Annotated in this window: 26 protein-coding genes; 5 read left to right on the top strand and 21 right to left on the bottom strand. The window is 67.5% G+C overall.

The genetic code is table 11. The features are described from left to right. Positions 1-55: 55 nt before the first annotated feature. The 20 genes from HUT07_RS19670 to HUT07_RS19765 all read right to left on the bottom strand — a co-directional run bounded on the left by HUT07_RS19670 (position 56) and on the right by HUT07_RS19765 (position 18,311). Positions 56-2,401 (bottom strand): MMPL family transporter, encoded by a 2,346-nt coding sequence (locus tag HUT07_RS19670; protein ID WP_176022333.1) that lies wholly within the window; start codon positions 2,399-2,401, stop codon positions 56-58. Beyond that, a complete protein-coding gene (locus HUT07_RS19675) occupies positions 2,394-3,023 on the bottom strand; it encodes an outer membrane lipoprotein carrier protein LolA (protein ID WP_176022334.1) in 630 nt (209 codons plus the stop codon). Before HUT07_RS19675 ends, HUT07_RS19670 begins: the two co-directional genes overlap by 8 nt. Beyond that, positions 3,020-3,451 carry an acyl-CoA thioesterase gene (locus HUT07_RS19680; RefSeq protein ID WP_176022335.1) on the bottom strand — a complete coding sequence of 144 codons (432 nt, stop codon included), beginning with the start codon at positions 3,449-3,451 and terminating at the stop codon, positions 3,020-3,022. The genes HUT07_RS19675 and HUT07_RS19680 overlap by 4 nt, the downstream gene beginning before the upstream one ends. After that, positions 3,438-4,988 carry an aromatic amino acid ammonia-lyase gene (locus HUT07_RS19685; RefSeq protein WP_176022336.1) on the bottom strand — a complete coding sequence of 517 codons (1,551 nt, stop codon included), beginning with the start codon at positions 4,986-4,988 and terminating at the stop codon, positions 3,438-3,440. The genes HUT07_RS19680 and HUT07_RS19685 overlap by 14 nt, the downstream gene beginning before the upstream one ends. Next, entirely contained in the window at positions 4,978-5,919 is a 942-nt protein-coding gene (locus tag HUT07_RS19690; protein ID WP_176022337.1) for an acyltransferase, read from the bottom strand. The genes HUT07_RS19685 and HUT07_RS19690 overlap by 11 nt, the downstream gene beginning before the upstream one ends. A 1-nt stretch (position 5,920) precedes the next feature. Continuing rightward, entirely contained in the window at positions 5,921-6,691 is a 771-nt protein-coding gene (locus tag HUT07_RS19695) for a glycosyltransferase family 2 protein (RefSeq protein WP_176022338.1), read from the bottom strand. Continuing rightward, positions 6,681-8,366 (bottom strand): AMP-binding protein, encoded by a 1,686-nt coding sequence (locus HUT07_RS19700; RefSeq protein WP_176022339.1) that lies wholly within the window; start codon positions 8,364-8,366, stop codon positions 6,681-6,683. The genes HUT07_RS19695 and HUT07_RS19700 overlap by 11 nt, the downstream gene beginning before the upstream one ends. Beyond that, entirely contained in the window at positions 8,359-8,910 is a 552-nt protein-coding gene (locus tag HUT07_RS19705; protein ID WP_176022340.1) for a hypothetical protein, read from the bottom strand. Before HUT07_RS19705 ends, HUT07_RS19700 begins: the two co-directional genes overlap by 8 nt. 22 nt (positions 8,911-8,932) lie before the next feature. Next, on the bottom strand, positions 8,933-9,190 hold the full coding sequence (locus HUT07_RS19710; protein WP_025878014.1) for an acyl carrier protein: 258 nt from the start codon (positions 9,188-9,190) through the stop codon (positions 8,933-8,935). A gap of 16 nt (positions 9,191-9,206) precedes the next feature. Further along, complete coding sequence (locus tag HUT07_RS19715; protein ID WP_005411610.1) at positions 9,207-9,464, bottom strand: phosphopantetheine-binding protein; 258 nt, start codon at positions 9,462-9,464, stop codon at positions 9,207-9,209. Continuing rightward, entirely contained in the window at positions 9,451-10,248 is a 798-nt protein-coding gene (locus HUT07_RS19720) for a lysophospholipid acyltransferase family protein (protein ID WP_176022341.1), read from the bottom strand. Before HUT07_RS19720 ends, HUT07_RS19715 begins: the two co-directional genes overlap by 14 nt. After that, positions 10,241-10,987 (bottom strand): beta-ketoacyl synthase chain length factor, encoded by a 747-nt coding sequence (locus HUT07_RS19725; RefSeq protein WP_176022342.1) that lies wholly within the window; start codon positions 10,985-10,987, stop codon positions 10,241-10,243. The genes HUT07_RS19720 and HUT07_RS19725 overlap by 8 nt, the downstream gene beginning before the upstream one ends. A 229-nt stretch (positions 10,988-11,216) precedes the next feature. Further along, on the bottom strand, positions 11,217-12,230 hold the full coding sequence (gene cydB / locus HUT07_RS19730) for a cytochrome d ubiquinol oxidase subunit II (protein WP_176022343.1): 1,014 nt from the start codon (positions 12,228-12,230) through the stop codon (positions 11,217-11,219). 1 nt (position 12,231) lies between these two features. Beyond that, positions 12,232-13,629, bottom strand: a complete 1,398-nt coding sequence (locus tag HUT07_RS19735) for a cytochrome ubiquinol oxidase subunit I (protein ID WP_176022344.1) — start codon at positions 13,627-13,629, stop codon at positions 12,232-12,234. Positions 13,630-13,758: 129 nt separating this feature from the next. Then, the gene (locus tag HUT07_RS19740; protein ID WP_176022345.1) at positions 13,759-14,958 is read right to left on the bottom strand and encodes an ABC transporter permease; all 1,200 of its coding nucleotides are present in this window, start codon (positions 14,956-14,958) and stop codon (positions 13,759-13,761) included. A 1-nt stretch (position 14,959) separates the two neighbouring features. After that, the gene (locus tag HUT07_RS19745; RefSeq protein WP_176022346.1) at positions 14,960-16,258 is read right to left on the bottom strand and encodes an ABC transporter permease; all 1,299 of its coding nucleotides are present in this window, start codon (positions 16,256-16,258) and stop codon (positions 14,960-14,962) included. 315 nt (positions 16,259-16,573) lie between these two features. Next, complete coding sequence (locus HUT07_RS19750) at positions 16,574-16,789, bottom strand: hypothetical protein (RefSeq protein WP_176022347.1); 216 nt, start codon at positions 16,787-16,789, stop codon at positions 16,574-16,576. Continuing rightward, positions 16,786-17,433: a sigma-70 family RNA polymerase sigma factor gene (locus HUT07_RS19755; protein WP_176022348.1), complete on the bottom strand. Its 648-nt coding sequence runs from the start codon at positions 17,431-17,433 to the stop codon at positions 16,786-16,788. The genes HUT07_RS19750 and HUT07_RS19755 overlap by 4 nt, the downstream gene beginning before the upstream one ends. A 37-nt stretch (positions 17,434-17,470) precedes the next feature. Further along, the gene (locus HUT07_RS19760; protein ID WP_176022349.1) at positions 17,471-17,800 is read right to left on the bottom strand and encodes a hypothetical protein; all 330 of its coding nucleotides are present in this window, start codon (positions 17,798-17,800) and stop codon (positions 17,471-17,473) included. A gap of 70 nt (positions 17,801-17,870) precedes the next feature. Next, positions 17,871-18,311, bottom strand: a complete 441-nt coding sequence (locus HUT07_RS19765) for a hypothetical protein (protein WP_176022350.1) — start codon at positions 18,309-18,311, stop codon at positions 17,871-17,873. A 150-nt stretch (positions 18,312-18,461) separates the two neighbouring features. On the opposite strand from HUT07_RS19765, the gene HUT07_RS19770 reads away from it, so the two are divergent. Genes HUT07_RS19770 through hemF form a run of 5 tightly spaced genes read left to right on the top strand, consistent with a single transcriptional unit; the run spans position 18,462 to position 23,911 of the window. Continuing rightward, positions 18,462-20,834 (top strand): S9 family peptidase, encoded by a 2,373-nt coding sequence (locus HUT07_RS19770; protein WP_176022351.1) that lies wholly within the window; start codon positions 18,462-18,464, stop codon positions 20,832-20,834. Beyond that, positions 20,831-21,250, top strand: a complete 420-nt coding sequence (locus tag HUT07_RS19775) for an NUDIX domain-containing protein (RefSeq protein ID WP_176022352.1) — start codon at positions 20,831-20,833, stop codon at positions 21,248-21,250. Before HUT07_RS19770 ends, HUT07_RS19775 begins: the two co-directional genes overlap by 4 nt. Before the next feature lie 30 nt (positions 21,251-21,280). Continuing rightward, positions 21,281-21,844, top strand: a complete 564-nt coding sequence (locus tag HUT07_RS19780) for a hypothetical protein (RefSeq protein WP_176022353.1) — start codon at positions 21,281-21,283, stop codon at positions 21,842-21,844. A 35-nt stretch (positions 21,845-21,879) separates the two neighbouring features. Next, the gene (locus HUT07_RS19785) at positions 21,880-23,004 is read left to right on the top strand and encodes a hypothetical protein (RefSeq protein WP_176022354.1); all 1,125 of its coding nucleotides are present in this window, start codon (positions 21,880-21,882) and stop codon (positions 23,002-23,004) included. Between the two features lie 10 nt (positions 23,005-23,014). Beyond that, entirely contained in the window at positions 23,015-23,911 is an 897-nt protein-coding gene (hemF, locus tag HUT07_RS19790) for an oxygen-dependent coproporphyrinogen oxidase (protein ID WP_176022355.1), read from the top strand. Between the two features lie 49 nt (positions 23,912-23,960). Here hemF and HUT07_RS19795 read toward each other — a convergent pair whose 3' ends face one another. Next, positions 23,961-24,443, bottom strand: coding sequence for a YetF domain-containing protein (locus HUT07_RS19795; RefSeq protein ID WP_176022356.1), 483 nt, complete (start codon positions 24,441-24,443; stop codon positions 23,961-23,963). Positions 24,444-24,619: the final 176 nt, after the last annotated feature.

The raw sequence follows: 24,619 nt of genomic DNA on the forward strand, positions 1-24,619 counted from the left end.
TCCTTGTTGCTCGATCAGGTGGAAAAGCGGAGGAATCGGAATGAAGCGTGTGCGCTCAGGCCGGCGGAGCGTCATGCGGCGGCGGCCGGAACAGCGGCGAGATCAGCCAGACCAGGCCGATGCCGAACAGCAGGGTGAGCCCGAACGCGCGCAGCGCCGGTGTCTGCGAAAGACCCAGCAGGCCGAACGACAGCCAGGTGCTGGCCGCGCCCACGCACACCGCCAGCCAGGCACTGGCATCGCCGCGGTGCTCGATCAGGAAGATGCCGTAGTCGATGCCCATGCCCAGCAGCAGCATCAGCGCCAGCACGTTGAACAGCTGCAGCGGCTGGCCGAACAGGCCAAGCAATCCAAGAGTGAGCGCACCGGCGACCAGGGTAGGGGCGAACACGCGCCAGGCCTGGCGCCGATAACGCAGCCAAAGCGCGCCGAACACCAGCACGATCCCGACCAGCAGCAGGCCGCCCATCAACTTGCGGTAGTGGCCCAACAGCTGCGAGAAATCAGCGGTGCGGTCGACCCAGCGCACGCCGTCCAGACCATCGGCGGCACCACGCAGCGTCGTCAGCGCATCGGCACGCGACAGGTCATCGACCATCACCACGCTGATCATCTGCCCGCCTACGTTGCCGACCCACAGGTGGCGGAACGGCTGCGATGCGGGCGAAGCGAGGAAGGCCTCTGCGCTCAGCGGCGCTGCTGCGAATGCAGGGCGCTGCAAGGGCTCGCCCACCGCTTCGCCGACCGCGGCCAGCACGCCCGGTTCCACCTTGGCGGTCAGCGCCGCATCGGCCTGCTGCCGCGCAGGCGACGGCAGCCAGTCGCTGATCGCGCGGTAACCGCCGATGCGCTTGTCGTTGGTCAGATCACGCAGGCGCGTGGTCAGCGCTTCTTCGCGTTGCAGCAGTTGTGCGGCGTCGCTGCCCTGCACCAGGTAGAACTGCGCCGGGCTGGGCATGCCCAACAGCTGGCTGAGACGAATCTGCTGGGCCATCAATGCCGGTGGCGACGACTGCAGGCTGCGCAGGTCATCGTTGCTCTGCAGTCGGGCGATGCCGACGGCAGACACCAGCGCGGCCACGCCGAGGAAGATCGCTACCCGGCGACGCCCGTGCAGGCGCGGGAAACGCTCCAGCGTATTGCCCAGCCACTGCGCGAAGCGGGTGGTCCGGATCTCACCACCGTCCAGCCACGGGAACCAGAAGATCACCGTGAGGAACGCGGCGGCCAGACCGACCACCGAGAACAACGCCATCTGCCGCAGGCCGGGGAACGGCGCCAGGCCCAACGCCAGGTACGCCAGCGCGCTGGTCAGCAGCGCCAGCCACAGTCCCGGCAGCAGATGCCGAAGCAGCTTCCAGCGGCGGTCGGCCGGCTCGGCCTGGCGCGAAGCGAACCAGTGGATGCCGTAGTCCTCGGCCACACCAACCAGCGACGCACCGAACACCAGGGTCAGCACGTGCACCTTGTCGAACACCAGCACGGTGACCGCCAGCGCCACACCGCAGCCGATCAGCAGCGAGGCGGCGACCAGCAGGATCGGCCGCAGCGAGCGGAACGCCAGCCACACCAGCAGCAGCACCGCCGCCAGCGAACCCCAGCCGATGGTGTTGATCTCCTGGTTGGCCTGCACGGCGGCCGCTTCGGCATGCAACGGCACGCCGGCATGCAGGATCTCCAGATCCGGCGCGGCGGCCTTGGCCGCCTGTCCGGCGCGCTCGAGCAGGCCATCCAGATGGCGCTCGCCATCGAGCCTGAAGGCCGAGCCCGGTGTATCGAACTGCAATGCCGCCCAGTGCTTGCCCTCTGCCTCCAGCAGACCGTCATCGCCCAGGCGCAGGCCGGAGCCCTGGGCCTGCTGCTGCCACCACTGCGGCCACAGCGACAACGGATCCTGCCGCCACTCGGTCAGGCGCGGCGCCCCCATCGGGCCGTACAGCGCGCCAAGTGCCTGTTCGGCCAGCGCACCCGGTTCGGCCTGCTGCAGCTGCTCGCGCTGGGCCGGGGTCAGCAGGCGGTCGCGGTACGGTGCGTAGAACGCACGCGCCTCATCGAACCAACCTTCAATCGAACCACTGGGCACCAGCAGCGCACTGTCGGCATCACTGGCCATTGCCGCGGCGAATGCGGCCTGCGCGCGCTTGGCAGCGGCACCGTCGGTGCTGCCGAGCAGCACCACCACCTGCCGCGAGCTGCCATCGGCGATGCGCCGGGTGACGTCGCTGAGCAGGCGGTCGTGCGCGTCCTGCGGCAGCAGGGCGAGGATGTCGGTGTCGATCCGCGATTCCTGGCTCCACAGGCGCCACTGCTGCGCGCCCAGCACCAGCAACAGCAGCAGCCAGGCGAGACCCAGCCAGTGCCACCAGCGGCGCAGGCGATCCGGTGCGGCGCTGTCACTCAAAGCGGCGCGCCTCGTCGGCGTTCAACGTGGCCGGCGCTTCGCTCAGCGCCGTGAACTGGATGCGGGTGCGATCCTGATTGGCTTCAACGATCTCGACCTGGCGCACGTAACGGTCGCCTTGCAGGGTCAGCGATTGGAATGCTTTGGCCAGCATCGCTGACTTCGGCGTCAGCTTCAGGCGCCAGCCCTGCCCTTCACGCGTGGCCTCGACGTTGAACTGGCTGGACAGCGCCTGCACGTCGCCGCTCATCAACGCGAACATGATCGCGTTGACCGAACGCATCGCCGGCTGCTGGCGCGCGTCCAGTTCGACGCGGCTGCTGCCATCGCGCTGGCGGCTGAGGATGCGGTCAGCGGTGACCACCACTTCGGACGGGAACGGCTTGAGCGTGGACCAGATCACGCCATGCTTGCGCGCGACCACGAACTGGCCCTGCGAGCGCAGCGGGTTCTTGAAGCCGCTGACCTGCTTTTCCTGGGTGAACTGCCCGCGCAGCACATCCGGCCGGGCCACCGCCTGGGTGATGGCATCGACGGCGGGATCGGCGCCCTGCACCAGCGGCGCAGCAACCAGCAGCAGCGCGCACAGCAGCACGCGCGGAAGACGAAGGGATCGGATCACGGGGCAGGCACTCCAAGACGCTGCCACAGCACCGGCGGGCACTGGTACAGCATTTCCTTGCTGGCCGCGTCGACCGCGACCTGGATGGTCATTGCGCGGGTCAGCACCATGCCGCTCTCCGCATCGAGGATCTCGTATTCGATCTTCAGCCGGTTCTCCCACTCGACGATGCGCGAGCGCACGCGCAGTGCTTGGTTGAACAGCAGCGGCCGCACGTATTTCACCCGCGCATCGACCACCGGCCACAGATAGCCCGATTCGAGCATCTGCGGATAGTCGTAGTCGTAGCGCTTCAGCAACGCACAACGGGCGATCTCGAAGTATTTGAAGTAGTTGCCATGCCAGACCACGTTCATCGGGTCGCAGTCATGGAACGCAGGGGCCAGTTCGATTTCGCCGACCAGTTCGTTGCCTTCATTCACCGACATACAGCTCCCAGCGTTGCGCACGGATCTCCACCAGCAGTTCCCGCAGTTCGCGATCCAGCGCGCGGTCCTCTTCGACCAGGGCGATGCGCTGCCCCAGGTCGGCGTACATGTCGGCCAGACTGCCATGCAGCTGCGCGTTCATGCCAACCCGTTCGCGCAGTGCCAGGCCCTGGCGGGCGGCGATCAGCATGGCCGCTACCACCTGTTCAGTCAGCTCGATGACACGCAGGCAGTCGCGCGCGGCGATGGTGCCCATGCTGACCTTGTCCTGGTTGTGGCATTCGGTGGAGCGCGAGAACACGCTGGCCGGCATGGTCTGCTTCAGTGCCTCGGCCGTCCACGCCGAAACGCTGATCTGCAGGGCCTTCAGACCATGGTTGATCGCCGCGCGTGGACCGGTAGCCGCCGACAGGTTGGCCGGCAGGCCATGGTTGTAGCGGGCATCGACCACCAGCGCCAGCTGCCGGTCGAGCAGGTCGGCGATGTTGGCGACGGTGTTCTTCAACGTGTCCATCGCCAGCGCGATGTGGCCGCCGTAGAAGTGCCCGCCGTGCAGGATGCGCTCGCCGTCGGCATCGATCAGCGGGTTGTCGTTGGCGCTGTTCAGCTCGGTTTCGATCAGCTGGCGCAGGAACGGCAGGCTGTCCTCCAGCACGCCGATCACGTGCGGCGCGCAGCGCAGCGAATAGCGGTCCTGCAGCCGCTGTTCGTTGCGCGGCGGACGCTCGCTGTGCAGGTCGCTGCGCAGGCGCGCGGCAATGCGCGACTGCCCCGGATGCGGCTTGGCGGCGAACAGGGTCTCGTCGAAGTGGTGCGCGTTGCCGTCGCTGGACAGAACGTTGAACGCCGTCAGGCGCGTGGCCATGCGTGCCAGGTAGTCGGCGCGCTGCCAGGCCAGGCAGGCCAGCCCGGTCATGACCGCCGTGCCGTTCATGATCGCCAGGCCTTCCTTCGGCCGCAGCTTCAGCGGGGTCATGCCGATCTTCGCCAGCACCTCGGCAGCCGGCTGCACGCGGCCGTCGTGCAGCACCTCGCGTTCGCCGCACAGCACCGCTGCCACGTACGACAGCGGGGTCAGGTCGCCACTGGCACCCACCGAGCCTTCGGCGGGAATCAACGGCAGCACATCGTGCTGCAGCAGCGTGGCCAGGCCCTCCAGCAACTGCACGCTGACGCCGGACATGCCGCGCACCAGCGAGGCCAGGCGCGCTGCCAGCACGGCGCGGGTCTCGGCCGGGTCCAGGTAACGGCCCAGGCCGCAGCCGTGGTAGGTGTACAGGTGGTGCGGCAATTCGGCGACCAGTGCCGGCGGAATGTTCACCGTGCACGAATCACCGTAGCCGGTGGTCACGCCATAGATCACGCCATCTTCGCGCAGCAGGCGGTCGAGGAAGTCGGCACCACGCTGGATATGGGCGCGGAACGCCGGCACATCGCTCAGCGCGGCCTCGCACTTGCGCTGGGCCAGGGCGACCACGTCTTCGATGGTCAGCGGTGCATCGCCGAAACGGCACACGGGTACGGCGTCAATCGTCATGAGGAGCCTGATCCCAGAAGGGGAAGAAATTGAACCAGTCCAGCGGGGACTGGATGACCTGGAGTTCCAGCCAGCGCGCGAAGCGCTGCGCCTGTTCGGCCAGTGCGGCGTCGCGCGAACCGCGCGGCAGCACCACGCGATCAGCGAATTGTTCGAATGCCACCCGATAGCCATCGCCCTCGTGCAGGCAGGACATGGTGTAGACCGGGCAGGCCAGCGCGGACGCCAGCACATAGGCGCCAATCGGGAATGGCGCACGGTGGCCGAGGAAATCGGCCATCACGCTGCGCCCGCCCTGCACTGGCACGCGGTCACCGACGATGGCGACGAAGCCACCCGAGGCGACTTTGTCGGCCAGCATCATCGCCGTAGCTGGGCCCATCTCGGTCACCTGCACCAGCTCCACCGCGGCCAGCGGATCCAGCCGCTGCAGCAGGCGGTTGAAGCGCTGCGCGTGCGCGGTATGCACCAGCACGGTGATGCGGAACCCTGGTACCTGTTCGGCCAGCACCTGGCACAGTTCCAGGCAGCCGATGTGCGCGGTCAGGATCAAGCCGCCTTCGCGGCGCGCGATCTTGCCCAGCACCAGGTCGCGCTGCAGGCGGATACGCTCGGGCGGATAGCGACCGCCGAGGCCAAGGATCTTGTCCAGCATCGTGTCGGCGAAGCTGAAGAAATGGCGCAGGCTGTCGCGCCGGGTCGGCGCATGGCCCAGCGCACCGGTATGCGCCTGCAACCGCTGCAGATACTGCATCGAGGCCTGACGGCCGACGCGGTTGCCCAGCCAGTGGCAGGCCACCACCGGCCACACGCACAGGCGGAACGGCCAGCGCCCGAACCAGCGGTGCACCCAGCACAGGAACAGCACGCCGGCCACCGATGTCGATTCGCCGATGTCGGCCCAGTGCGGGGCGTGGTGTGCGCGGCGCATCTCAGCCCTGCCCCTGCAACCGGCGCCACAACAGGCGCGGCGCGCGCCAGAGCATGCCGAAGAACAGCCGGGTATGCATGCGACTGATGCGCACGTTGTCGCGCCACACATCGAAATGCGAAACGCCGTCGGCGGGATAGGTCACGCGCGTGGCCAGGTGCTCGACCGGTACCTGGCGCCAGTACAGGCGGACCATCACTTCGGTATCGAAATCCATGCGCCGGCCGATGGTTTCCTCACCCATCAGGCGCAGCACCGGTGGCAGCGGATACACGCGGAATCCACACATGGTGTCGCGCAGGTGCAGCGACAGCGTGTTGATCCACACCCATATGTGGGTAGCGTAGCGGCCATACAGGCGCGCCTTCGGCACGCTGGCATCGTAGGCCGGAATGCCGCAGATCAGAGCGTCCGGGCGCGCGCGTGCGGCATCGATGAAACGCGGCAGGTCGCCGGTGTCGTGCTGGCCGTCGGCATCGATCTGCAGCACGTGGGTGTACCCGCGACGCTGCGCTTCATCGAAGCCGGCCAGCATCGCACCGCCCTTGCCCTGGTTCACGTCCAACCGCAGCAGGTCGACGCCCACCCGCTGTGCCAGTGCCCGCAGCACCAGCGCGCAGGACGCCTGCGAGCCATCGTCGACCAGCAGGCAGGGCAGACCCGCAGCCTGTACGCCATCGACCACCGCGCCGATGGCGTGTTCGTGGTCGTACACGGGAATGACCACCAGCGGCGCGAATGCGCCGCCAGCGCTGGCCGGCTCAATCCGCATCGGCGAAGACCACCCTGCCGCTGGCGTGCACGCCATGCGCGGAGGTGTAGCGGAAGGTCAGCACGCCGCGCTCGGCATCCCACTCCAGTTGCAGGGTCAGCTCGTCGCCGGGGCGGGCCACGCGTTGGAACTTCACCGCATCCATGCGCTGGAACCCGGTCGGCAGCGCGAAGGCCTGGCGACCGAAGCGCACCGCCCAGTCCAGCTGGGCCACGCCGGGCAGGATCGCCGCCTGCGGGAAATGGCCCTGGAACGCGCGCAGCGCGGGGTCCAGCGTCATCCGCAGGGTGGCCACCGCGTCCTCACGACAGGCCCAGACCGGCACCGGCAGCAACGGCTGGAACAACGCGACCAGCGCAGCCTGGGTGACCTTGCCCTGGGCATTGATCGGCAGCGATTCGACCAGGCGCCAGCGGCGCGGCCGGGTGACCGCATCATGGCCCTGGGCCAGCCGCGCGCCCAGCCGCTGGCCCAGCGCACGCCGTGCGCTGTCACCGGCACGTGCCAGTGCCGGATCGGCCGGCACCACCACTGCCGCCAGCTGCTCGCGCTGGCCCTGCAGGACCAGCACGCGCACGTCCTCGACTTCTGGATCCTCGCGCAGTGCGCGCTCCAGGGCGTCCAGCGAAACGCGCCGTTCTTCGATCTTCACGATGCGGTCGGCGCGGCCCAGCAGACGGAAGCGGCCATCGGCCAGCGCGTCCACGCGATCCTGGGTGCGCCACCAGTCCGACGTCTCCAGGTGCGGCGATGCGACTGCCAGGCAGTCCTCCTCGATCCGCCATTGCACGCCCGGCAACGGCTGCCACGGCGGCGCATCGGTGTCCCAACGACGCCAGGCGATGCCACCGGTTTCGCTGCTGCCGTAAACCTCGGTGGGGGCCACGCCCAACCACTGGCGGACCTGGCGCGCGGCGTCCTCCGGCAGCGGGCCGCCCGAAGAGAACACCGCGCGCAGGCGACCGTGCAGGCTGGCCCAGTCGAGCTGCTCGGGCAGGCGCTTGAGATGGGCCGGGGTGGCCACCAGCACCGTATCGGTACCCGCCAGCGCGCCCACCAGGTCTTCGTGGAAGAAACGCCGGGGTTGGATCGCACGGCCCGCAGCCAGCGGCCACAGCACGCGGAACAGCAGGCCATAGATGTGCTGATGGGACACGGTGCCATGCACCTGGGCGCCGTCGAGCTGGGCACCGAAGGCGGCCTGCAGCGCATCGACCTCGCGCGCCAGCTGGTCCAGCCGCTTGCTGATCGCACTGGGCTGGCCGGTACTGCCGGAGGTGAACACGCACAGTGCGCAGGCACGCTCGTCCAACGGCAGCAGCGCCATATCTTCTGCGGCGGCAGCGGCCTGCAACGGCTGGTAATCGGCCGACAGGTCACCTGCAAAACCACTCACCTGCGGCTGCAGCGCCTGCAATGTCGCGGGCAGGTTGTCGGCGGCCAGGAACACCCGCTTGCCGGCATGCCAGGCACCGAACAGCGCCGCAGCGAAGGCTACGGTGTCATCGAAGTAGAGCGCCCAGTCGCGGCCTTCGGCAGCGCTGAAAGCGTCATGCCAGGCCAGCACGCGCAGGCGGAAGGCGATGTGGTCGACGGCGATGCCATCGCAGACACCGACGTCGCGGCCGGGCTGCGCGGTGACCAGCAGGCGATCCAGGGCAATCCAGTCAGCCATGCGCGTGCGCTGCCTTGACCCGACGCCGTACCAGCCATTCGCCCCCGAACAACAATCCCATCATCACGTACGCCAACAATCCGTTGTAGAGCATCCAGACCCGGTCCGACGCATACAGCGCGGTGAGCAGGGCGAGACCACCATTGAGAACGAAAAAGCCGCACCACACCTGGGTGACGCGACGGGTATAGACCACCGCGAATGATGGCAGGTCCGGCTCCTGCAGGCGCGCAAGGCGTTCCACCAGGGGCGGACCGAAGCGCAGGCTGGTGGCGAACACCGTCAACATCACCACGTTCACCAACGCCGGGTACAGCTTCAGCGGCAGGGCCTGGTTGAGCACGGTGGCCAGCCCGGCCAGCAGGCCAGCGCCGGCGGCGGCGGCCCACCACAGGGGTTGCCGGGTGCTCAGCGCGCGCAGCAGGGCCAGCGCGAACAGCAGCAGCGACAGCCAGCGCGGCTCGAAGCGGCCCATCGCCACGTAGACCAGCACCGGATAGGCGAGCGAAATCGCTGCCACCACGACCATGCGTGCCCGTGCCATGGTCGCGGCGTCCGTGCTGCTGTCAGGCAGCGGCCTGACCGGGCAGCAGGCCATGCACGACATCAACGATGTCCTGCACGGTGCGCACGGCCTTGAACGCTTCAGGCTGCAGGTTGCGGCCGAGCAGCGGCTTGAGCTGCACGATCAGGTCCACGGCATCGATGCTGTCGATGTCCAGGTCGTCGTACAGACGCGATTCCGGGCTGATCCGCGCCGGCTCGATCTCGAAGCTGTCGGTCAGGATGCGGACGATGCGCTCGAACAATTCATTCTTGGTCATGGCAGTTCCTGGCGCCTTACGACTGGCGGGCGGCGACGAACTCGCCGAGCGCGCGCACGCTGGAGAAATGGCGACGGGTTTCTTCCGAGTCGGCCGAGAGGCTGACACCGTACTTCTTCTGCAGCGCCAGGCCCAGTTCCAGCGCATCGATCGAGTCCAGGCCGAGGCCTTCGACGAACAGAGGCGCGGTCGGATCGATGTCCTCCGGGGTGATGTCCTCCAGTGAAAGCGAGGAAATGATCAATTCCTTGATCTCGTGCTCAAGTGCTTGCACGGGTCGGATCTCCAGACAGGTCGAAATAACGAGTGAGGTGGTCGGTGACGCGACGGGCCGCCAGGGCATCCCCCCTTGGCGAGTCATCTTCGGCCAGGAACGGCGCGATCGGGATATCTTCGCCGATCTGCAGCCGAACGTGAAAACGACGTGAGGGCACACGATACCACTTCTGGCCCTTGGTCAACGTCGGCGGGGTGCAGGTGATGCGCACCGGGGTGATGTCCAGGCGCCCGCGCACGGCGATGTTGGCGGCGCCGCGCTGCAGTCGCAGCGGCTGCCCGGGCACGCTGCGGGTGCCTTCCGGGAAGATGACCAGGGTGCCGCCGGCGTGCACGGCCGCCGCGCAGTCATCGACCAGGCCAGCGCCGTCGTCATTGGAGATATAGCCCGCTGCACGCACCGGCCCGCGCATGAACGGGTTGCAGGCCACTGCCCGCTTGACCACGCAGTCGGCGTTGGGCAGCAGGGCGATCAGGCAGACCACGTCGATCAGGGTCGGGTGGTTGGCCAGTACCAGCAGGCCGTCGCGCTGCAGGCGTTCGCGCCCCTCGACCTGCAGCGTCATCACCCCCAGCCGGCACATCAGCCACACGTGGCTGGCGAAGGCGCGCTGGACCAGCCGGCGGGCCCGGCGGCGACGCGCCACCGGGTCGCGCATCAGCAGCAGCACCGGAATTACCAGTACGCCCAGCAACAGGCCGCCGACGCCAAACGCGGCGAAGCTGAGGCCGGTGCCGAACACCCGCCAGGCATGATCGAGGCGGCGCAGCGCCTCAGCCACGGCGGCGCCAAGACCAGCGCTGGCCTTGGGTCACGTGCTGCAGCAGCGGATCCCCGGCCAGCAGGAAACGGTGCAGGTCCAGCGCATGCGGCAGCAGGCCGGCTGCGGTCGGAGCGGCGGCGTCGGCAACCTGCCAGGACAGCGAAAGATCGGTGCCACCGGCCGCGCCGACGGGTGCCAGACGCCAGCACCAGGCAAAGAACGGGTCGGGTTCGTCGGCGAATTCGGCGTAAACGTCGGGCAATGGGGACTCATAGACCACGATGCGGACTTCACTCGCACCGTCGCCGAGCAGGCCGACGGCCTCCAGGCACGCCGCTTCCACCGTCGACTGGCCAGCGGACAGCGCCAGGTAGTTGCCGCGGTGGCCGCGGGCGATCGAATACAGCGCAGCGATCGCGTTGTGCACCGACAGGCCGAAGCCGGTGGGCGACAGCGGCTGATCGGCCACCAGCGAGCCCAGCAGATCCATCGACCGGGCGACATCGCCATGGCGGCTGGCGAACACCAGCGGCACCTGGCTGTCAGCGCCCTGCCCGCCCTCGCACCAGCACGCGGCCTGGATCGCCATGCGGCCCAGGCGCTCGATACGACGACGCTGCATGGCCGGAATCTCGGCCAGGGCCGGCGTGTCCTCGCCCTGCGGCAGGAACGGCGACCCGGCCCAGCCCGTCCATTGGCTACGCTCGGTCAGCCCAGGCGCCCAGGCGGCCCAGTCGACAACGGAAAATTCGATCATTACCGGTGATGTTTCGATGGGCGAACGAGAGTCTCGAGCCATTACGGCGACACGCGGCTGCCCCCCATTCCTGCAGCCATGCATCCGTCCAGGACGTCGCCGGCTGCCCCCCTGGCTGCCGGAAAGGAGCGCACGCTAGCACGTCCGACACAGGGATGACATGTTTCACAAAGCACAACGGGGAACGGTCAGCGACCGCCCCCCGTGTGGAGTGATCCAACAATCGGTCTCAGTGATAGCCGGCGTCGGCACGCACCTTGCCGCGGAACACCCGGTAGGACCAGGCGGTGTAACCCAGGATCACCGGCAGCAGCACCACCAGCCCGACCAGGGTGAAGCCCAGCGACGAGGCCGGCGCGGCGGCCTGCCACAGCGTCATCGACGGCGGCAGCAGGTAGGGCCACATGCCCAGCACCAGGCCGGCGAAACCGAGCACGAACAGGGCAAGGCTGAGCAGGAACGGCGGCAGGTCGCGGCGCGGATGGGTGGCGCTACGCCACAGCGCGGCGGCCACCGCCAGGGTCAGCAACGGCACCGGCGACAACCACCAGAAATTGCCGTCACTGAACCAGCGGTCCATCAGTCGCGACTGCAGGAACGGCAACCAGCTGCTGACCAGGCCCATCGCCGCGATCACCGCCACCACCAGCGGGCGGGTCATCTGCCGGGCCAGCGCCTGCACGCGACCTTCGGTCTTCAGGATCAGCCAGGTGCTGCCCAGCAGGGCGTAGCCGGCCACCAGCGCCGCACCGGTCAGCATCGCGAACGGGCTGAACCAGCCGAACGCGCCACCCTGGTACACGCCATCGACCAGCGGCAGGCCCTGCACCAGCGTGCCGAGGATCACGCCCTGGGCGAAGGTGGCCAGCAACGAACCGAGGCCGAACGCCACGCTCCACAGTCGCCGCGAACGGTGCGCCTTGAAACGGAACTCGAAGGCCACGCCACGGAACACCAGCGCCACCACCAGCAGCAGCACCGGCAGGTACAGCGTCGACAGCAGCACCGCGTAGGCCTTCGGGAACGCCGCCATCAAACCGGCGCCACCGAGCACCAGCCAGGTCTCGTTGCCGTCCCAGATCGGCGCTGCGGTGTTCATCATCAGGTCCAGCTGTTCCTCGTCCTCGGCGAACGGAGCGAGGATGCCGATGCCCAGCACGAAGCCATCCAGCACCACATACATCAGCACGCCGAAGCCGATCACCGCGAACCATGCCACCGGCAGCCAGGTCATCAGCTCCATGTCAGCGCTCCTCCAGCGGTTCGTCGGCAGCCGACAGCGGCCGCGCCGGGGTGTGGCTGCCATGGTCCAGCGACGGCCCCGCGTCGTACGGCTGCGGGCCATGGCGCAGGATCTTCACCAGGTACCAGATGCCCCAGCCGAATACGAACGCATAGCCGATCACGTACACCGTCAGCGACAGCGCGGTCATCCACGCGCTCTGCGGGCCGACCGCATCGGCGGTGCGCAGCACGCCGTAGACCACCCACGGCTGCCGTCCCATCTCGGTGACGAACCAGCCCGATATCAGCGCGATGAAGCCGCTGGGCAGCATCCAGTTCCAGCCGCGCAGCAGCCACGGCGAATCCAGCAGCTTCTTCCGCCACAGCTGGATGGCCGACACCCAGGCCATCACCAGCATCAGCGTGCCCAGCCCGACCATGATGCGGAAGGCGAAGAACACCGGCGTCACCGGCGGCCGTTCGCTGGCCGGCACCGAGGTCAGCGGATCGAAGGTGCCGTCCAGGCTGTGGGTGAGGATCACGCTGCCGAGCTTCGGGATGGCCACTTCGAAGTCGTTGCGCTCTTCCTTCTCGTTGGGCAGCGCGAACACCACCAGCGGCACGCCCTCGCCCTCCTTGGTCTCATGCCAGTGCGCTTCCATCGCCGCGATCTTCATCGGCTGGTGCTTGAGCGTGTTCAGGCCATGCATGTCGCCGACGAAGATCTGCAGCGGCACAGTCAGCGCAGCGAACGCGACGGCGGCGATCAACATGCGTCGGCCCGCTTCCACGTGCTGGCCGCGACGCAGGTACCAGGCACCCACGCCACCGATCACGAAACAGGTGGTGATGAACGAACCCAGCGCCATGTGCGCCAACCGGTACGGGAACGACGGGTTGAACACCACCTGCCACCAGTCGACGGGATGGACAATGCCGTTGACCATCTCGTAACCGGCCGGCGTATGCAGCCAGCTGTTGGACGACAGGATCCAGAAGGTGGAGAACAGCGTGCCCAGCGCTACCATGCAGGTGGACAGGAAATGCAGGCGCGGCGACACCCGGCCCCAGCCGAACATCATCACGCCGAGGAAGCTGGCTTCCAGGAAGAACGCGGTCAGTACTTCGTAGGTCAGCAGCGGGCCGATGACCGTACCGGCCACCTCGCTGAGCCGCGGCCAGTTGGTGCCGAACTGGAAGGCCATGACGATGCCGCTGACCACGCCCATGCCGAAGGACACCGCGAAGATCTTCTGCCAGAAGAAGTACAGCTCGCGCCATACCGGCAGTTTCGTGCGCAGCCAGCGCCATTCGATGAAGGCCAGCCAGCTCGCCGTGCCGATGGTGAAGGCCGGGAACAGTACGTGGAAACTGATGACGAATCCGAACTGGATCCGCGACAACAACAACGCGTCCAAGGGACGCCTCCTGCCGGGTACGGGTGGGATACCGGACCACTTTAGGAGGAATTGGTTAAGGTGGGATGCGACCGGGTGACGCGCTGCTTCACTTTGTCGCAGATGGAGGGAGGTTCACGGATGAACGGGTCAGAATGGCTTCAACAATGCCAAGGGCTCCTCCCGTACGGTTCGCCATGCGCTGGGCAGCAGGGCAGCAAGGCTGGCCGCCATCACCAGCATGAAGGCCACCAGCCCCGCCAGCCACGGCGATGACGCAACCTCATCCTGCGGCGACCAGAGCAGGTGCAGCGAACAGGCACCGAGCACGGCGCCGGGAACCGTGAAGATGCCGACTTCGAAGATGATCTCGGCGAGGATCACCGATCCCCGCGCACCCAACGTTCGCCGGATGCCGATGGAACGCCGCCTACGCTCCAGCCATGCGCCGACCACGCCGTACACGCCGGCCATCAGCACACCCAGCACCACCGCGGCCATGAATGCGAGCATGGACGTCGTGAAGCGATCCGCCCGCAGGTAGGCGTCGCGATACCCCGCCAGCGTGTCAACGCCTGTCGGAATGACGACGCGATAGGGGCGCTGCAACGCCTCGACGGTGCGATCAAGCAGCACGCGATCCACCTCCGAGTGGGATCGGGTCAGGTAATAGCGGCTCGTGCCAGAGGGGAAGCCGGGAAACAGCGCCCACTGCGAATCCCGATCATTTCCGCCTGGCGCGGGCCCGACGATGGACGAGAACACGCCAACGATCACTCTGCTGCTACCCGGCCCAAAGTACAGCTGACGACCTACTGCGCTCTCCACGCCAAAAAGATGATCGGCCAGCGCCTCGCTGATCAACACAACAGGCGCGCTGTCGCTCGCCTCATGATCTGCCGGCAAACGCCCCATCACGATCCGTGCCCCCAGCATCGTCAGCAAGCCAGGGCTGGCGGTCACCACGGGAATGCGATCACAGCCTGCCACGTCACTGCTGCCGGCCGCCATAGCGTGTGCCATGGCCGCATCGCTGGTGCATGCGCCGTAGTGATGGGCCCTGCCCCCGAACGGAACCGAGTCGCTGGCGACGGCCTGCCGGACGCCGGGAAACTGGATCGTGGAAAGGTCTGATCGCACCATCGAAGGTGCCGCCCCCTCTTCGATGTCGGAGACGCGGATGACACCGATCGTCTCCGCACCCTCGATGCCCCGCGTGTTCAATCGTGAGAAACCGCCTACTGCAGATTGCAGGGCAAAGGCGCAGGCCAGGCTGGCAAGTGCGGCTTGCACGAACAGCAGCGACGCGCGGCCCAGGTGGCTACGTACTTCCCGCATTGAATCCAGCATCTCAGGCCGCTCCCTTTGCGAACAGACGCGACAGCGATCCGCTCCGGCAGATTTCCAGCGCGGGAATGAACGCGCAGAGCAGCGCCGTCGCGAATCCAACCCCGGCTGCGTTCAGTACGGATGTCGCGTCCAGCGTAGTAATTGCTGACGGGAGTACCTGCCCTGCCGCCACCAGCAACATGCCCACCGCATACGTAGTGGCCGCCAATGCGGCGCTGGCAAATCCTGACGATGCGGATTCCCACATGAGCTGGGCAAAGACATCCCGCCGCCGGGCACCCAGCGCGCGACGTATCGCAAGCTCGCGGCGACGCGCCCCCAGGCTGAATCCCAGCAGCGCAGCCGCATTGACGATGCAGACCACCAGCAAAAGCAGGGCCAGTCGAAGCTGGGTCCGGGTGCGCTCGGGAACCAATCCCTGCCGATCCAACCACGCCATCAGCGGCCAGAGACCGACCTGATCGCTACCCGGGTCGATCTGCAGATCCCGAGTCTGCGCATACGCGTTCAGCATCGCGCGGTATCCAGATACGTCATCCACTGTCGGCAACCATGCCCACAGTTGCAGCCAGGACGCCTGGGAACCGGCAAGCTCCACTCCCTCCCCACCGCCCCAGACCGTCACGCCATCGACCACGGTCAGCCCGTCCGCAATCGCAGTTTCAACCGGCAGATAGATCTGGTCGGCTTCTACGAAGGGACGGCGGGTCACGTCTCCTTGGAACATCGGAACCGGATGCCAATCCTCCGCCACGCCGACAACCGTGTACGTGTGCCCGCTCAGCTCCAGCGGATGGCCGATGCATCCCGCCGGGCACTCGACCGCTGCGAGCGCCCGTGAGAGCACAGCGATCCGGCTTCCAGCCCGCCCTTCCTCCGCCGTCCATGATCGCCCTTGGACCAAGGTGATCCCAAGCACGCTGAAAACACCTGATGTTGCGTATCTTGCACGCAGCCGAGCACTTGATTGCCCGGGCTTCAGGAGAGTCACGGCGCCCCCGGCCATGGCCGCCTGATTCCAGGCACGCCCCTGGTCCAGCAGGGCTTTGGCATCAGGCCAGGACAACCCTTGGCCGGGATCAGGCGCCGCCACGTGCTGCGCGCTCGGCCGCACATCCAGGTGTGGACGGAAGAGCGCCTCGCTGCGTCCCGGAGCGGGATCGGACGATGCCTGCAGAACAATGGACAGCATCACCATGGCAGTTCCCACGCCCGCGCCGAGCATGAGAGCGATGGCAATGTGCGTCCCGATGCGCTGCCGGAAGCGCTTAAGCGAAAGAGAAAGGTAGTAGAGCGTCATGGCGCATCCCGGGTAGGCAGATTCCTGGATCGATGCATGCCACACGTCGCCCAGCGGGCGGTGACAACGCACGACCAAGACTTCGCCAGCGCAGGCGCAGACATCAAGAGCCGCACCACGTACTGCAACTTTCCTTATCCCGATACCAGCGGACCCGAAGCGACACCGAAATCCCGCCCGGTCAGGCAGGCCGGGAGCCCCGCAGCCCGCACAACCCGCCTTTGCTTCACCCACGTAGTGCCGATTGCGCCTTTCGGCCCGACCGGGTCAGCGTGCAGAACACGCGGAATGCGTCCAACACATCACCGCGTCCCGTCAATGCCAGAAGTACCAGACGCCCCCGACCACAAGCGCCCCCAGCAGCAGCACCTGCACCACCACATAGCCCACACTGCTATCGCGCGTCTCCGTCTTCAGCCGCTTCTGCAGCGCCCCACTCACATCCGGTGTTTCTTCTTGATGTGACTGCTCACGCAACGCCTGTGCCAGCGCGCGCTCTTCCGCATCGCGGGAATCGGTCGGTATGTTCACAACAGTTCTCCGGCGGTGGCATGCCGCACCAGATCCTGCTTCAGGACCTGACGCGCACGGTACAGGTGGCTTTTGATGGTACCCCGCGCCAACCCGGTCACCTGTTCAATCTCGGCCAGATCGAAATCCTCCAGATAGTGCAGGCCGACGATCAGCCGCTGCGGCGCACTCAATCGTTCCAGCGCCGCGCCAAGGTGGCGGCCGGCCTGCAATGCCTCGCTGAATTCGGCCGGGCCGGGGCCCTCGTCACCAACCCCCAGTTCCTCCGGTGCTTGCGCCGCCACCATCCACTGCGTTTCCAGTCGCCTTCGCCGCAGGTACTGCAGCGCGGTGGTGTAGGCCACGCGCGAAATCCAGGTGCGCAGCGAGGACTCGAAACGGAACCGGTGCAGCTGGCGGAATACCGCCAGGAACGTTTCCTGCAGCAGGTCGGCCATCTGGTCGCGGTCGCCGACCATGCGGCCGATCACATGCGCGCAGGTGCGCTGGTGTGTTTCCACCAGTTGCGCGAAGGCCGGCTGCGAGCCGTCGATGATGGCGCGCACCAGCGCCTGGTCCGCATCCAACGGCTCGGCGGGTGTGGTCGCCGCCGCCGCATCCTGACGCCCCCGCAATGCAGCCAGCGCTCCCCTGAGCAGGCTCATGCGTGTGGCTTCCCCTGTGCCCCCAGCATGCGCCGGCTCAGCCCTTGCGCACTGCGGGGCGGGTGAAGTGCCAGGCCAGCAGCTGGCCCAGGCCCGCGCTGCCGACCATCGCGGCGGCGGCGCCGAACGTCAGATCGCGTGCACCGATGGCCTCCAGCAGCGCCATGGCCAGTGCCAGGCAGACCAGGCTGATGCCCCAGCGCAGCGCGCCCTGGCGGCGGCGCTCCTCTTCCAGCAGCGCCAGCGAGCGGATCACCTCTTCCGGCACGTGCGGCGCCACCAGCTTGCCGCGCGCACGCGCATCGGCGATGGCATGGATCGCATAGGCGGTGCAGATGAAGAGGGTGATCGGGATGAGTTCCTGCATGGTCGTGCTCCTGTCCGGTGAATGATGCGGGTTCAGGAGATTGGATGCGCACGGCCGGCAGCCGGTTGCACTAAGCGTCATCGGCTTCGGGCGCCGGCGGTTCGTCCGGGAAATAGGTTTCCAGCTGGAAGCCCACGCGCAGGTCCGCCATCAGTCGTACAAGATCGTCATCCAGCTCGAAGCCGGCCCACGCGCGCTTCCCGAAGATGCCGATCCGCAGGCCGATCTCCGCCCCTTCCTGATTCAACGCCTGAATCACCTGGGCACGTGCCTGCAGCGTCTCCACGACTTGCGGCCACGCGTCCATCAACCAGCCGTCCTTGCCCTTCGGCAGCTGGAACAGCACCCAGGTAAACGCGTGCACACGGATCAGACTGCCATCCTTGCGACGCAGATCGGTCCCCACATCGCGGAAGAACTCGCGCTCCATTCCGAAGCGGGCTGAGATATCGGCGCTGGCCGCGGACGGGTGCTTGACCCCCAGGGAGATGGTGTAGTCGTAGCGGTACATATCGGTTCCTTCCGAATTGAACCCCCATCATGCGCCAGGCCGGACCCTGCCATGCCCTTTGCCCAAGCGGTCTACATGACCTGTGGCCCCCTCCCCCAGCCCTTGCGGCTGCTACGCTTGCCCGGTTTCCTCTTCTGGTGCTGTCCGCCCATGTCCCGAGTGCTGCCCCTGTCCCTCCTGCTGTCTGCCGTGCTGGCCGCTCCGGCCGCCCAGGCCGCGCCGACGCCGATTACCATCGAACAGGCCATGGCCGACCCGGACTGGATCGGTCCGCCGGTGGAGAAGGCCTGGTGGTCGTGGAACAGCCAGCAGGTGGAGTACCAGCTCAAGCGCAACGGCAGCCCGGTGCGCGACACCTTCCGCCAGCCGGTGGCCGGTGGCGTGGCCGCACAGGTGGCCGATGACCAGCGTGGCAGCCTGGACGTGGCCGATCCGGTGTACGACCGCAGCCGCACCCGCAGCGCCTTCGTGCGCAACGGCGACGTGTTTGTCCGCGATCTGCGCAGCGGTGCGCTGACCCAGCTGACCCGCAGCAACGAACGCGCCGCCGGCGTGAACTTCGCCGCCGACAACGGGGTGATCTGGCGCGTCGGCCAGAACTGGTTCCACTGGACCGCCGGCAGCGGCGTGCAGCAGGTGGCCAGCCTGAAGGCCGACAAGGATCCGAGCACGCCGCCGAAGGCCGACGTGCTGCGCGACCAGCAGCTGCGCACCCTGGAAACCCTGCGCCGCGACCGCGAACAGCGCGAGGCACTGAAGGACCAGGACCAGCGCTGGCGCCAGGCCGACCCGACCCGCGCACCGGGCCCCGTGTTCCTGGGCGCCGACGTGGAGATCGTCGACAGCGTGCTGTCGCCGGACCTGGGCCACCTGATCGTAACCACCAAGCCGAAGGACTTCGATGACGGTCGTGGCGGCAAGATGCCGCTGTACGTGACCGAGTCGGGCTACGAGGAAACCGAGGACACCCGCACCCGCGTCGGCCGCAACGGCTTCGAGCCGCACACCCTGTGGTTCGTGGATGTACGCAGCGGCAAGGCCGAGAAGCTGTCGCTGTCCAGCCTGCCGGGCATCGGCACCGATCCGCTGGCCGAGCTGCGCCGCAAGGCCGGCAAGGACGCGCTGAAGGGCGACCGCAGCGTGCAGGTGATGAGCGATTTCATGGGCGGTGGCATCCGCTGGAGCGCCGATGGCCAGCAGGCCGCGGTGATGCTGCGCGCCAACGACAACAAGGACCGCTGGATCGTCAGCGTTGCCGCTGCCGACGGCCGCGTGCAGAACCGCCACCGGCTGACCGACAACGGCTGGATCAACTGGGGCTTCAACGATTTCGGCTGGATGGCCGATGGCCGCACGCTGTGGCTGCTGTCCGAAGAATCCGGCTTCTCGCACCTGTACACCCAGGCCGGTGGCGGCAAGCCGCAGGCGCTGACCAGCGGCAAGTGGGAAACCTCGGCGCCGGTGCTGTCAGCCGATGGCAAGGGCTTCTACTTCCTGTGCAACCAGCAGGCCCCGCATGACTACGAAGTCTGCGCGGTCGACACCGCTGCCCGCCAGGTGCGCGAGCTGACCAGCCTCAACGGCGTGGAAGACTTCTCGCTGTCGCCGGACGGCCAGCAGCTGCTGGTGCGCTATTCCGGCGCCTACCTGCCGGCGCAGCTGGCCGTGGTACCGAGCACCGGCGCAGGCCAGGCCCGCGTGCTGACCGACACCCGCACTGCCGAGTTCAAGGCGCGCGAGTGGATCCAGCCGAAGCTGGTGGCGGTGCCGTCCAAGCATGGCGCCGGCGTGGTCTGGGCCAAGTACTACGAGCCGGCGAACAAGGAACCCGGCAGGAAGTACCCGATCGTGATGTTCGTGCACGGTGCCGGCTACCTGCAGAACGTGCACCAGCGCTACCCGGCCTACTTCCGCGAGCAGATGTTCCACAACCTGCTGGTGCAGAAGGGCTACATCGTGCTGGACATGGATTACCGCGGCAGCGAGGGCTACGGCCGCGACTGGCGCACGGCGATCTACCGCAACATGGGCCACCCGGAACTGGAAGATTACAAGGACGGCCTGGACTGGCTGGTCGACACCCAGCAGGGTGACCGCGACCACGCCGGCATCTACGGCGGTTCCTACGGCGGCTTCATGACCTTCATGGCTCTGTTCCGCTCGCCGGGTACGTTCAAGGCCGGTGCTGCACTGCGCCCGGTGGTCGACTGGCACCAGTACAACCACGGCTACACCAGCAACATCCTCAACACCCCGGACATCGATCCGGAGGCGTACCGCGTGTCGTCGCCGATCGAGTACGCACAGAACCTGCAGGACAACCTGCTGATTGCCCACGGCATGATGGACGACAACGTGTTCTTCCAGGATTCGGTGAACCTGACCCAGCGCCTGATCGAGCTGCACAAGGACAACTGGTCGATCGCGCCGTACCCGCTGGAGCGCCACGGCTACGTCCGCGCCGATTCCTGGCTGGACCAGTACAAGCGCATCCTCAAGCTGTTCGAGCAGAACCTGAAGTGAGTGCTGCCGCGGCCACGATCCACATCGTGGCCGCGGTCATCCTCGATGATCGCGGCCGGGCGCTGGTGGTGCGCAAGCACGGCGCAAGCCGCTTCATCCAGCCGGGCGGCAAGCCCGAACCCGGCGAAGCGCCGCTGCAGGCGCTGGCCCGCGAGCTGGACGAGGAGCTGGGGGTGCAGCTGCATGCCGATGCCGCCATCGCATTGGGCACGTTCGAGGACTGGGCTGTGAATGAACCCGGCCACCGCGTGCAGGCACAGGCATGGTGGGTGCGGGTGGAGGGCACGCCGCAGGCATGCGCCGAGATCGCCGAACTGGCCTGGGTACCGCTGCGGCCGCCGCACAGCCAGCCCTTGGCACCCTTGAGCGAACACCATATCCTGCCGGCGGTCGCTGCCCTGGCGACGGCCCGCTGACGAGGCGGGCATCGCTCAGCCGGACAACGGATGTCAGCCTCGATTCCCCCGATCCCCGCACCCACCCCACCCCCACCCAACAACTGGGTCGGCGCGGTGGCGCAGGGCTCGTTCTGGCTGTGCCTGCTGGTCACGCTCTACTTCCTCGCGCAGTCGCTGATGGCGGCGGCAGTGTCCCGCACCGAGTTCTGGACGACGCTGGTGACACTGGCGTGGGAACAGCAGCTCGACGGCAGCCTGTGGTGGATGCTGAAACACCCGGCAGCCACCTCGCTGCTTGTTGCCCTGCTCTGCCTGGTCTCGACCCTCGCCAGCTGGGGCATGTGGCGCGGGCGTCGATGGGGGCTGTGGGCCTATGTGTGGATGCTGGGCCTGAGTGCACTGGCCAACTTCGTGATCGCCTGGTGGCTGGACCGCCTGCTGCTGGTGTTCATCGCGCTGCTCGCCAGCGATCCGCTGGCGCAGCATGAGCTGCAGGTGCAGCGCGTGCTGTTCACCCTGACACTGGTCGGCACTTCGGTGCTGTTCGCAGGTCTGCAGGGCTGGCTGGGCTGGCGCCTGCTGCGGCCGGACATCCGCGCGCGCTTCCACTGAGCCCCATCCCTTTCCCGCACGACAAGGACCGTCGCATGCGCTTGCTGACTCTTTTTCCCGCATTGCTGCTGTTGGCCGCGCTGCCTGCTGCCGCCGACGGGTTGCGCTGTGGCGAGTACCGCAGCGCCGATGGCGGCATGGCGCTCGTGTTCACCACCCCCAGCACCGGCTATCGCCACAACGACATCGGTGAGCCGGAGCCCCTGTGGGTCGATCGCAGTGCGGCCCAGACCCGATTGGTCATGCTCGACGATGGTGTGGCGCAACCGATCCGGATCCGTGCCGATGGGCAGCGCATCGAGGACGACGTCGTGGTCTACACCCTGCGCCAATCCCGGGCCTGCGCCGCCGAGCCCAAGGCGATTGCCGGCAGCTGCCGCGCCGCCGGCAGCCACTGCATTGCACAGCTGCCCACGGCCTCACCCGGCCAGGCCCAGCGCGCCTGCAACGAAGGCGTTGGTGCGGGCTGCTCGACGCTGCTGCGACAGCTGCGCGATGGCAGCGCCACGGCAGCAACCGCCGGCACCGGCGACACCCGCTTCGAGCGCCCTCCTGCGTGCCGCGAGCAGACGCCGGGGCATGACCCGCTGACCTGCGAGGCACAGACGGACGATGCGCTGGCTGACGCCATGCAGCGGGTGGGTGAACGTCTGCAGCAGGAAGACGAAGACACGCTGGATTCCCCCCTTCCGGCCGGCGCACGCGATCGCCTGCAGCAGCTGTGCCTGCAGCACCGCAGTGGCCGCTTCTGCGTGGAAGTGGCTGCACAGCAGTTGGATGCACTGGAACCTGCGTTGGCGGTGCAGGCCCTGCAGGTGGTCTGCGATGCAGGCCGCATCAGTGCCTGCGAACGTACTGCACCGTTGCATGAACTCGGCGCCGACCTGCGCCTGGTCCCGGCCCGGCAGGTGCCGTGCGGCCGCTATCAGGCCGACGGTGGCGTGATCGACGTGCTCGACTTCGGCGATGGCACGCTCGCACGCCTGCACGACGGCGCCGTCCACCTGCAGCAGGGCGGGGAAACCCTTGTGCTGCGCCAGCTCGGCAACGGCGATCTGCTCGGCATGGACGCCCAGACTGGCTACCAGCGTTACCAGCCACAAGGGGGCACGGTGCGGTGCAGGCCGCCAACCGGCGGCGCGGGGCAGCCCCTGCGGTAAAGTACGCGCCATGAACGAATTCGAGCGCGTGCGCGCCTACCTCACCGACCTGCAGGACCGCATCTGTGCGGCGATCGAGGCCGTCGATGGCCAGGCCCGCTTCCAGGAAGACCTGTGGCAGCGTGCCGAGGGCGGTGGCGGGCGCACCCGCGTGCTGCGCGATGGCGCCGTGTTCGAGCAGGCCGGCATCGGCTTTTCCGATGTGTCTGGCAGCCGCCTGCCGCCGTCGGCCTCGGCCAACCGCCCGGAGCTGGCTGGCGCCTCCTGGCGCGCCACCGGCGTGTCGCTGGTGTTCCACCCGCTCAATCCCTACGTGCCCACCACCCATGCCAACGTGCGCTTCTTCCAGGCGCAGCGCGATGGGGAAGTGGTGGCCAGCTGGTTCGGCGGCGGCTTCGACCTGACCCCGTTCTACCCGTTCGACGAGGACGTGCAGCACTGGCATCGGGTGGCACGCGATCTCTGCGCGCCGTTCGGTGAAGAGCGCCATGCCGCGCACAAGCGCTGGTGCGATGAGTATTTCTTCCTGCGCCACCGCAACGAAACTCGTGGCGTTGGCGGGTTGTTCTTCGACGACCTGCATGGCGATTTCGAGCGCGATTTCGATTACCTGCGCGCAGTCGGCGATGGCTTCCTCGATGCGTATCTGCCGATCGTGCAGCGGCGCAAGGACACGCCGTACGGCGAACGCGAGCGCGAATTCCAGCTGTACCGCCGTGGCCGCTACGTGGAGTTCAACCTGGTCTACGACCGCGGCACGCTGTTCGGCCTGCAGAGCGGCGGCCGCAGCGAGAGCATCCTGATGAGCCTGCCGCCGCGGGTGCGCTGGGAATATGGCTTCACTCCGGAAGCAGGCAGCGCGGAGGCGCGCCTGGCCGACTACCTGGTGCCGCGCGACTGGGTGTGATGTGTGGGTTCTTGCAGGCATCGAGCCTGCTCGACATCCACCACCGCGCTTACCCGTCCTTGCGGCGGGGAATGATGGTGATGTGGCCGTTGGTTTCCAGCAGTGCCAGTTCCACCTCTTCCACACCGATGCAGCTCTGCTGGCGCATGGCGACATCAAAATCGGCGCGACTGACCAGCTCACGTCGCAGCACCCTGTCGAAGAGCTTGCCGTTGCGTGCGATCACCACCGGTTCGCCCTCGATCAGCCGTTCCATGCGGTGGCTGCGGGCGGTGATCCAGCCCACGCCATAGTTCAGCAGGATCAGTGTGGCAGCCAACAGCAGGCCGCCGCCCAGGGAAGTATCGGTGCCCAGCAGCGCGTTCTGCACCGCGTTGCCGAGCAACACGATCAGCAGCACATCGAACGGCGTGATCTGTCCCAGGGCGCGCTTGCCACTGAGCCGGACCATGCCCAATACGACCGCGTAGACCACCACCGCGCGCAGGATGAACTCCCACCACGGCATTGCCAGGGCGAACAGATCGGGCATTGCGGGTTCCCCTGCTGAGCGATGGCCCAGCGTGGCGCAGCAGCGCATAAATAAAAAGCCCCGCTGACCAGGGGGAGGTCAACGGGGCCGGGGAACGGGCGCTTGGGGAGGAGCCCCCGTTCCGAGATCTGCTCCAGGGGATGGGAGAGATCCATAACAGGCGTTGCGCCTGTTGG

The organism is Stenotrophomonas sp. NA06056, assembly GCF_013364355.1.
In the GTDB taxonomy this organism is placed as follows: Bacteria; Pseudomonadota; Gammaproteobacteria; order Xanthomonadales; family Xanthomonadaceae; genus Stenotrophomonas.

Bases quoted from the DNA above. Each gene is read 5' to 3' on its own strand.
- HUT07_RS19680 (WP_176022335.1), bottom strand. From the start codon at position 3,451: ATGTCGGTGAATGAAGGCAACGAACTGGTCGGCGAAATCGAACTGGCC.
- HUT07_RS19685 (WP_176022336.1), bottom strand. From the start codon at position 4,988: ATGACGATTGACGCCGTACCCGTGTGCCGTTTCGGCGATGCACCGCTG.
- HUT07_RS19690 (WP_176022337.1), bottom strand. From the start codon at position 5,919: ATGCGCCGCGCACACCACGCCCCGCACTGGGCCGACATCGGCGAATCG.
- HUT07_RS19695 (WP_176022338.1), bottom strand. From the start codon at position 6,691: ATGCGGATTGAGCCGGCCAGCGCTGGCGGCGCATTCGCGCCGCTGGTG.
- HUT07_RS19700 (WP_176022339.1), bottom strand. From the start codon at position 8,366: ATGGCTGACTGGATTGCCCTGGATCGCCTGCTGGTCACCGCGCAGCCC.
- HUT07_RS19705 (WP_176022340.1), bottom strand. From the start codon at position 8,910: ATGGCACGGGCACGCATGGTCGTGGTGGCAGCGATTTCGCTCGCCTAT.
- HUT07_RS19710 (WP_025878014.1), bottom strand. From the start codon at position 9,190: ATGACCAAGAATGAATTGTTCGAGCGCATCGTCCGCATCCTGACCGAC.
- HUT07_RS19725 (WP_176022342.1), bottom strand. From the start codon at position 10,987: ATGATCGAATTTTCCGTTGTCGACTGGGCCGCCTGGGCGCCTGGGCTG.
- cydB (WP_176022343.1), bottom strand. From the start codon at position 12,230: ATGGAGCTGATGACCTGGCTGCCGGTGGCATGGTTCGCGGTGATCGGC.
- HUT07_RS19740 (WP_176022345.1), bottom strand. From the start codon at position 14,958: ATGCTGGATTCAATGCGGGAAGTACGTAGCCACCTGGGCCGCGCGTCG.
- HUT07_RS19745 (WP_176022346.1), bottom strand. From the start codon at position 16,258: ATGACGCTCTACTACCTTTCTCTTTCGCTTAAGCGCTTCCGGCAGCGC.
- HUT07_RS19755 (WP_176022348.1), bottom strand. From the start codon at position 17,433: ATGAGCCTGCTCAGGGGAGCGCTGGCTGCATTGCGGGGGCGTCAGGAT.
- HUT07_RS19760 (WP_176022349.1), bottom strand. From the start codon at position 17,800: ATGCAGGAACTCATCCCGATCACCCTCTTCATCTGCACCGCCTATGCG.
- HUT07_RS19765 (WP_176022350.1), bottom strand. From the start codon at position 18,311: ATGTACCGCTACGACTACACCATCTCCCTGGGGGTCAAGCACCCGTCC.
- HUT07_RS19770 (WP_176022351.1), top strand. From the start codon at position 18,462: ATGTCCCGAGTGCTGCCCCTGTCCCTCCTGCTGTCTGCCGTGCTGGCC.
- HUT07_RS19780 (WP_176022353.1), top strand. From the start codon at position 21,281: ATGTCAGCCTCGATTCCCCCGATCCCCGCACCCACCCCACCCCCACCC.
- HUT07_RS19785 (WP_176022354.1), top strand. From the start codon at position 21,880: ATGCGCTTGCTGACTCTTTTTCCCGCATTGCTGCTGTTGGCCGCGCTG.
- hemF (WP_176022355.1), top strand. From the start codon at position 23,015: ATGAACGAATTCGAGCGCGTGCGCGCCTACCTCACCGACCTGCAGGAC.
- HUT07_RS19795 (WP_176022356.1), bottom strand. From the start codon at position 24,443: ATGCCCGATCTGTTCGCCCTGGCAATGCCGTGGTGGGAGTTCATCCTG.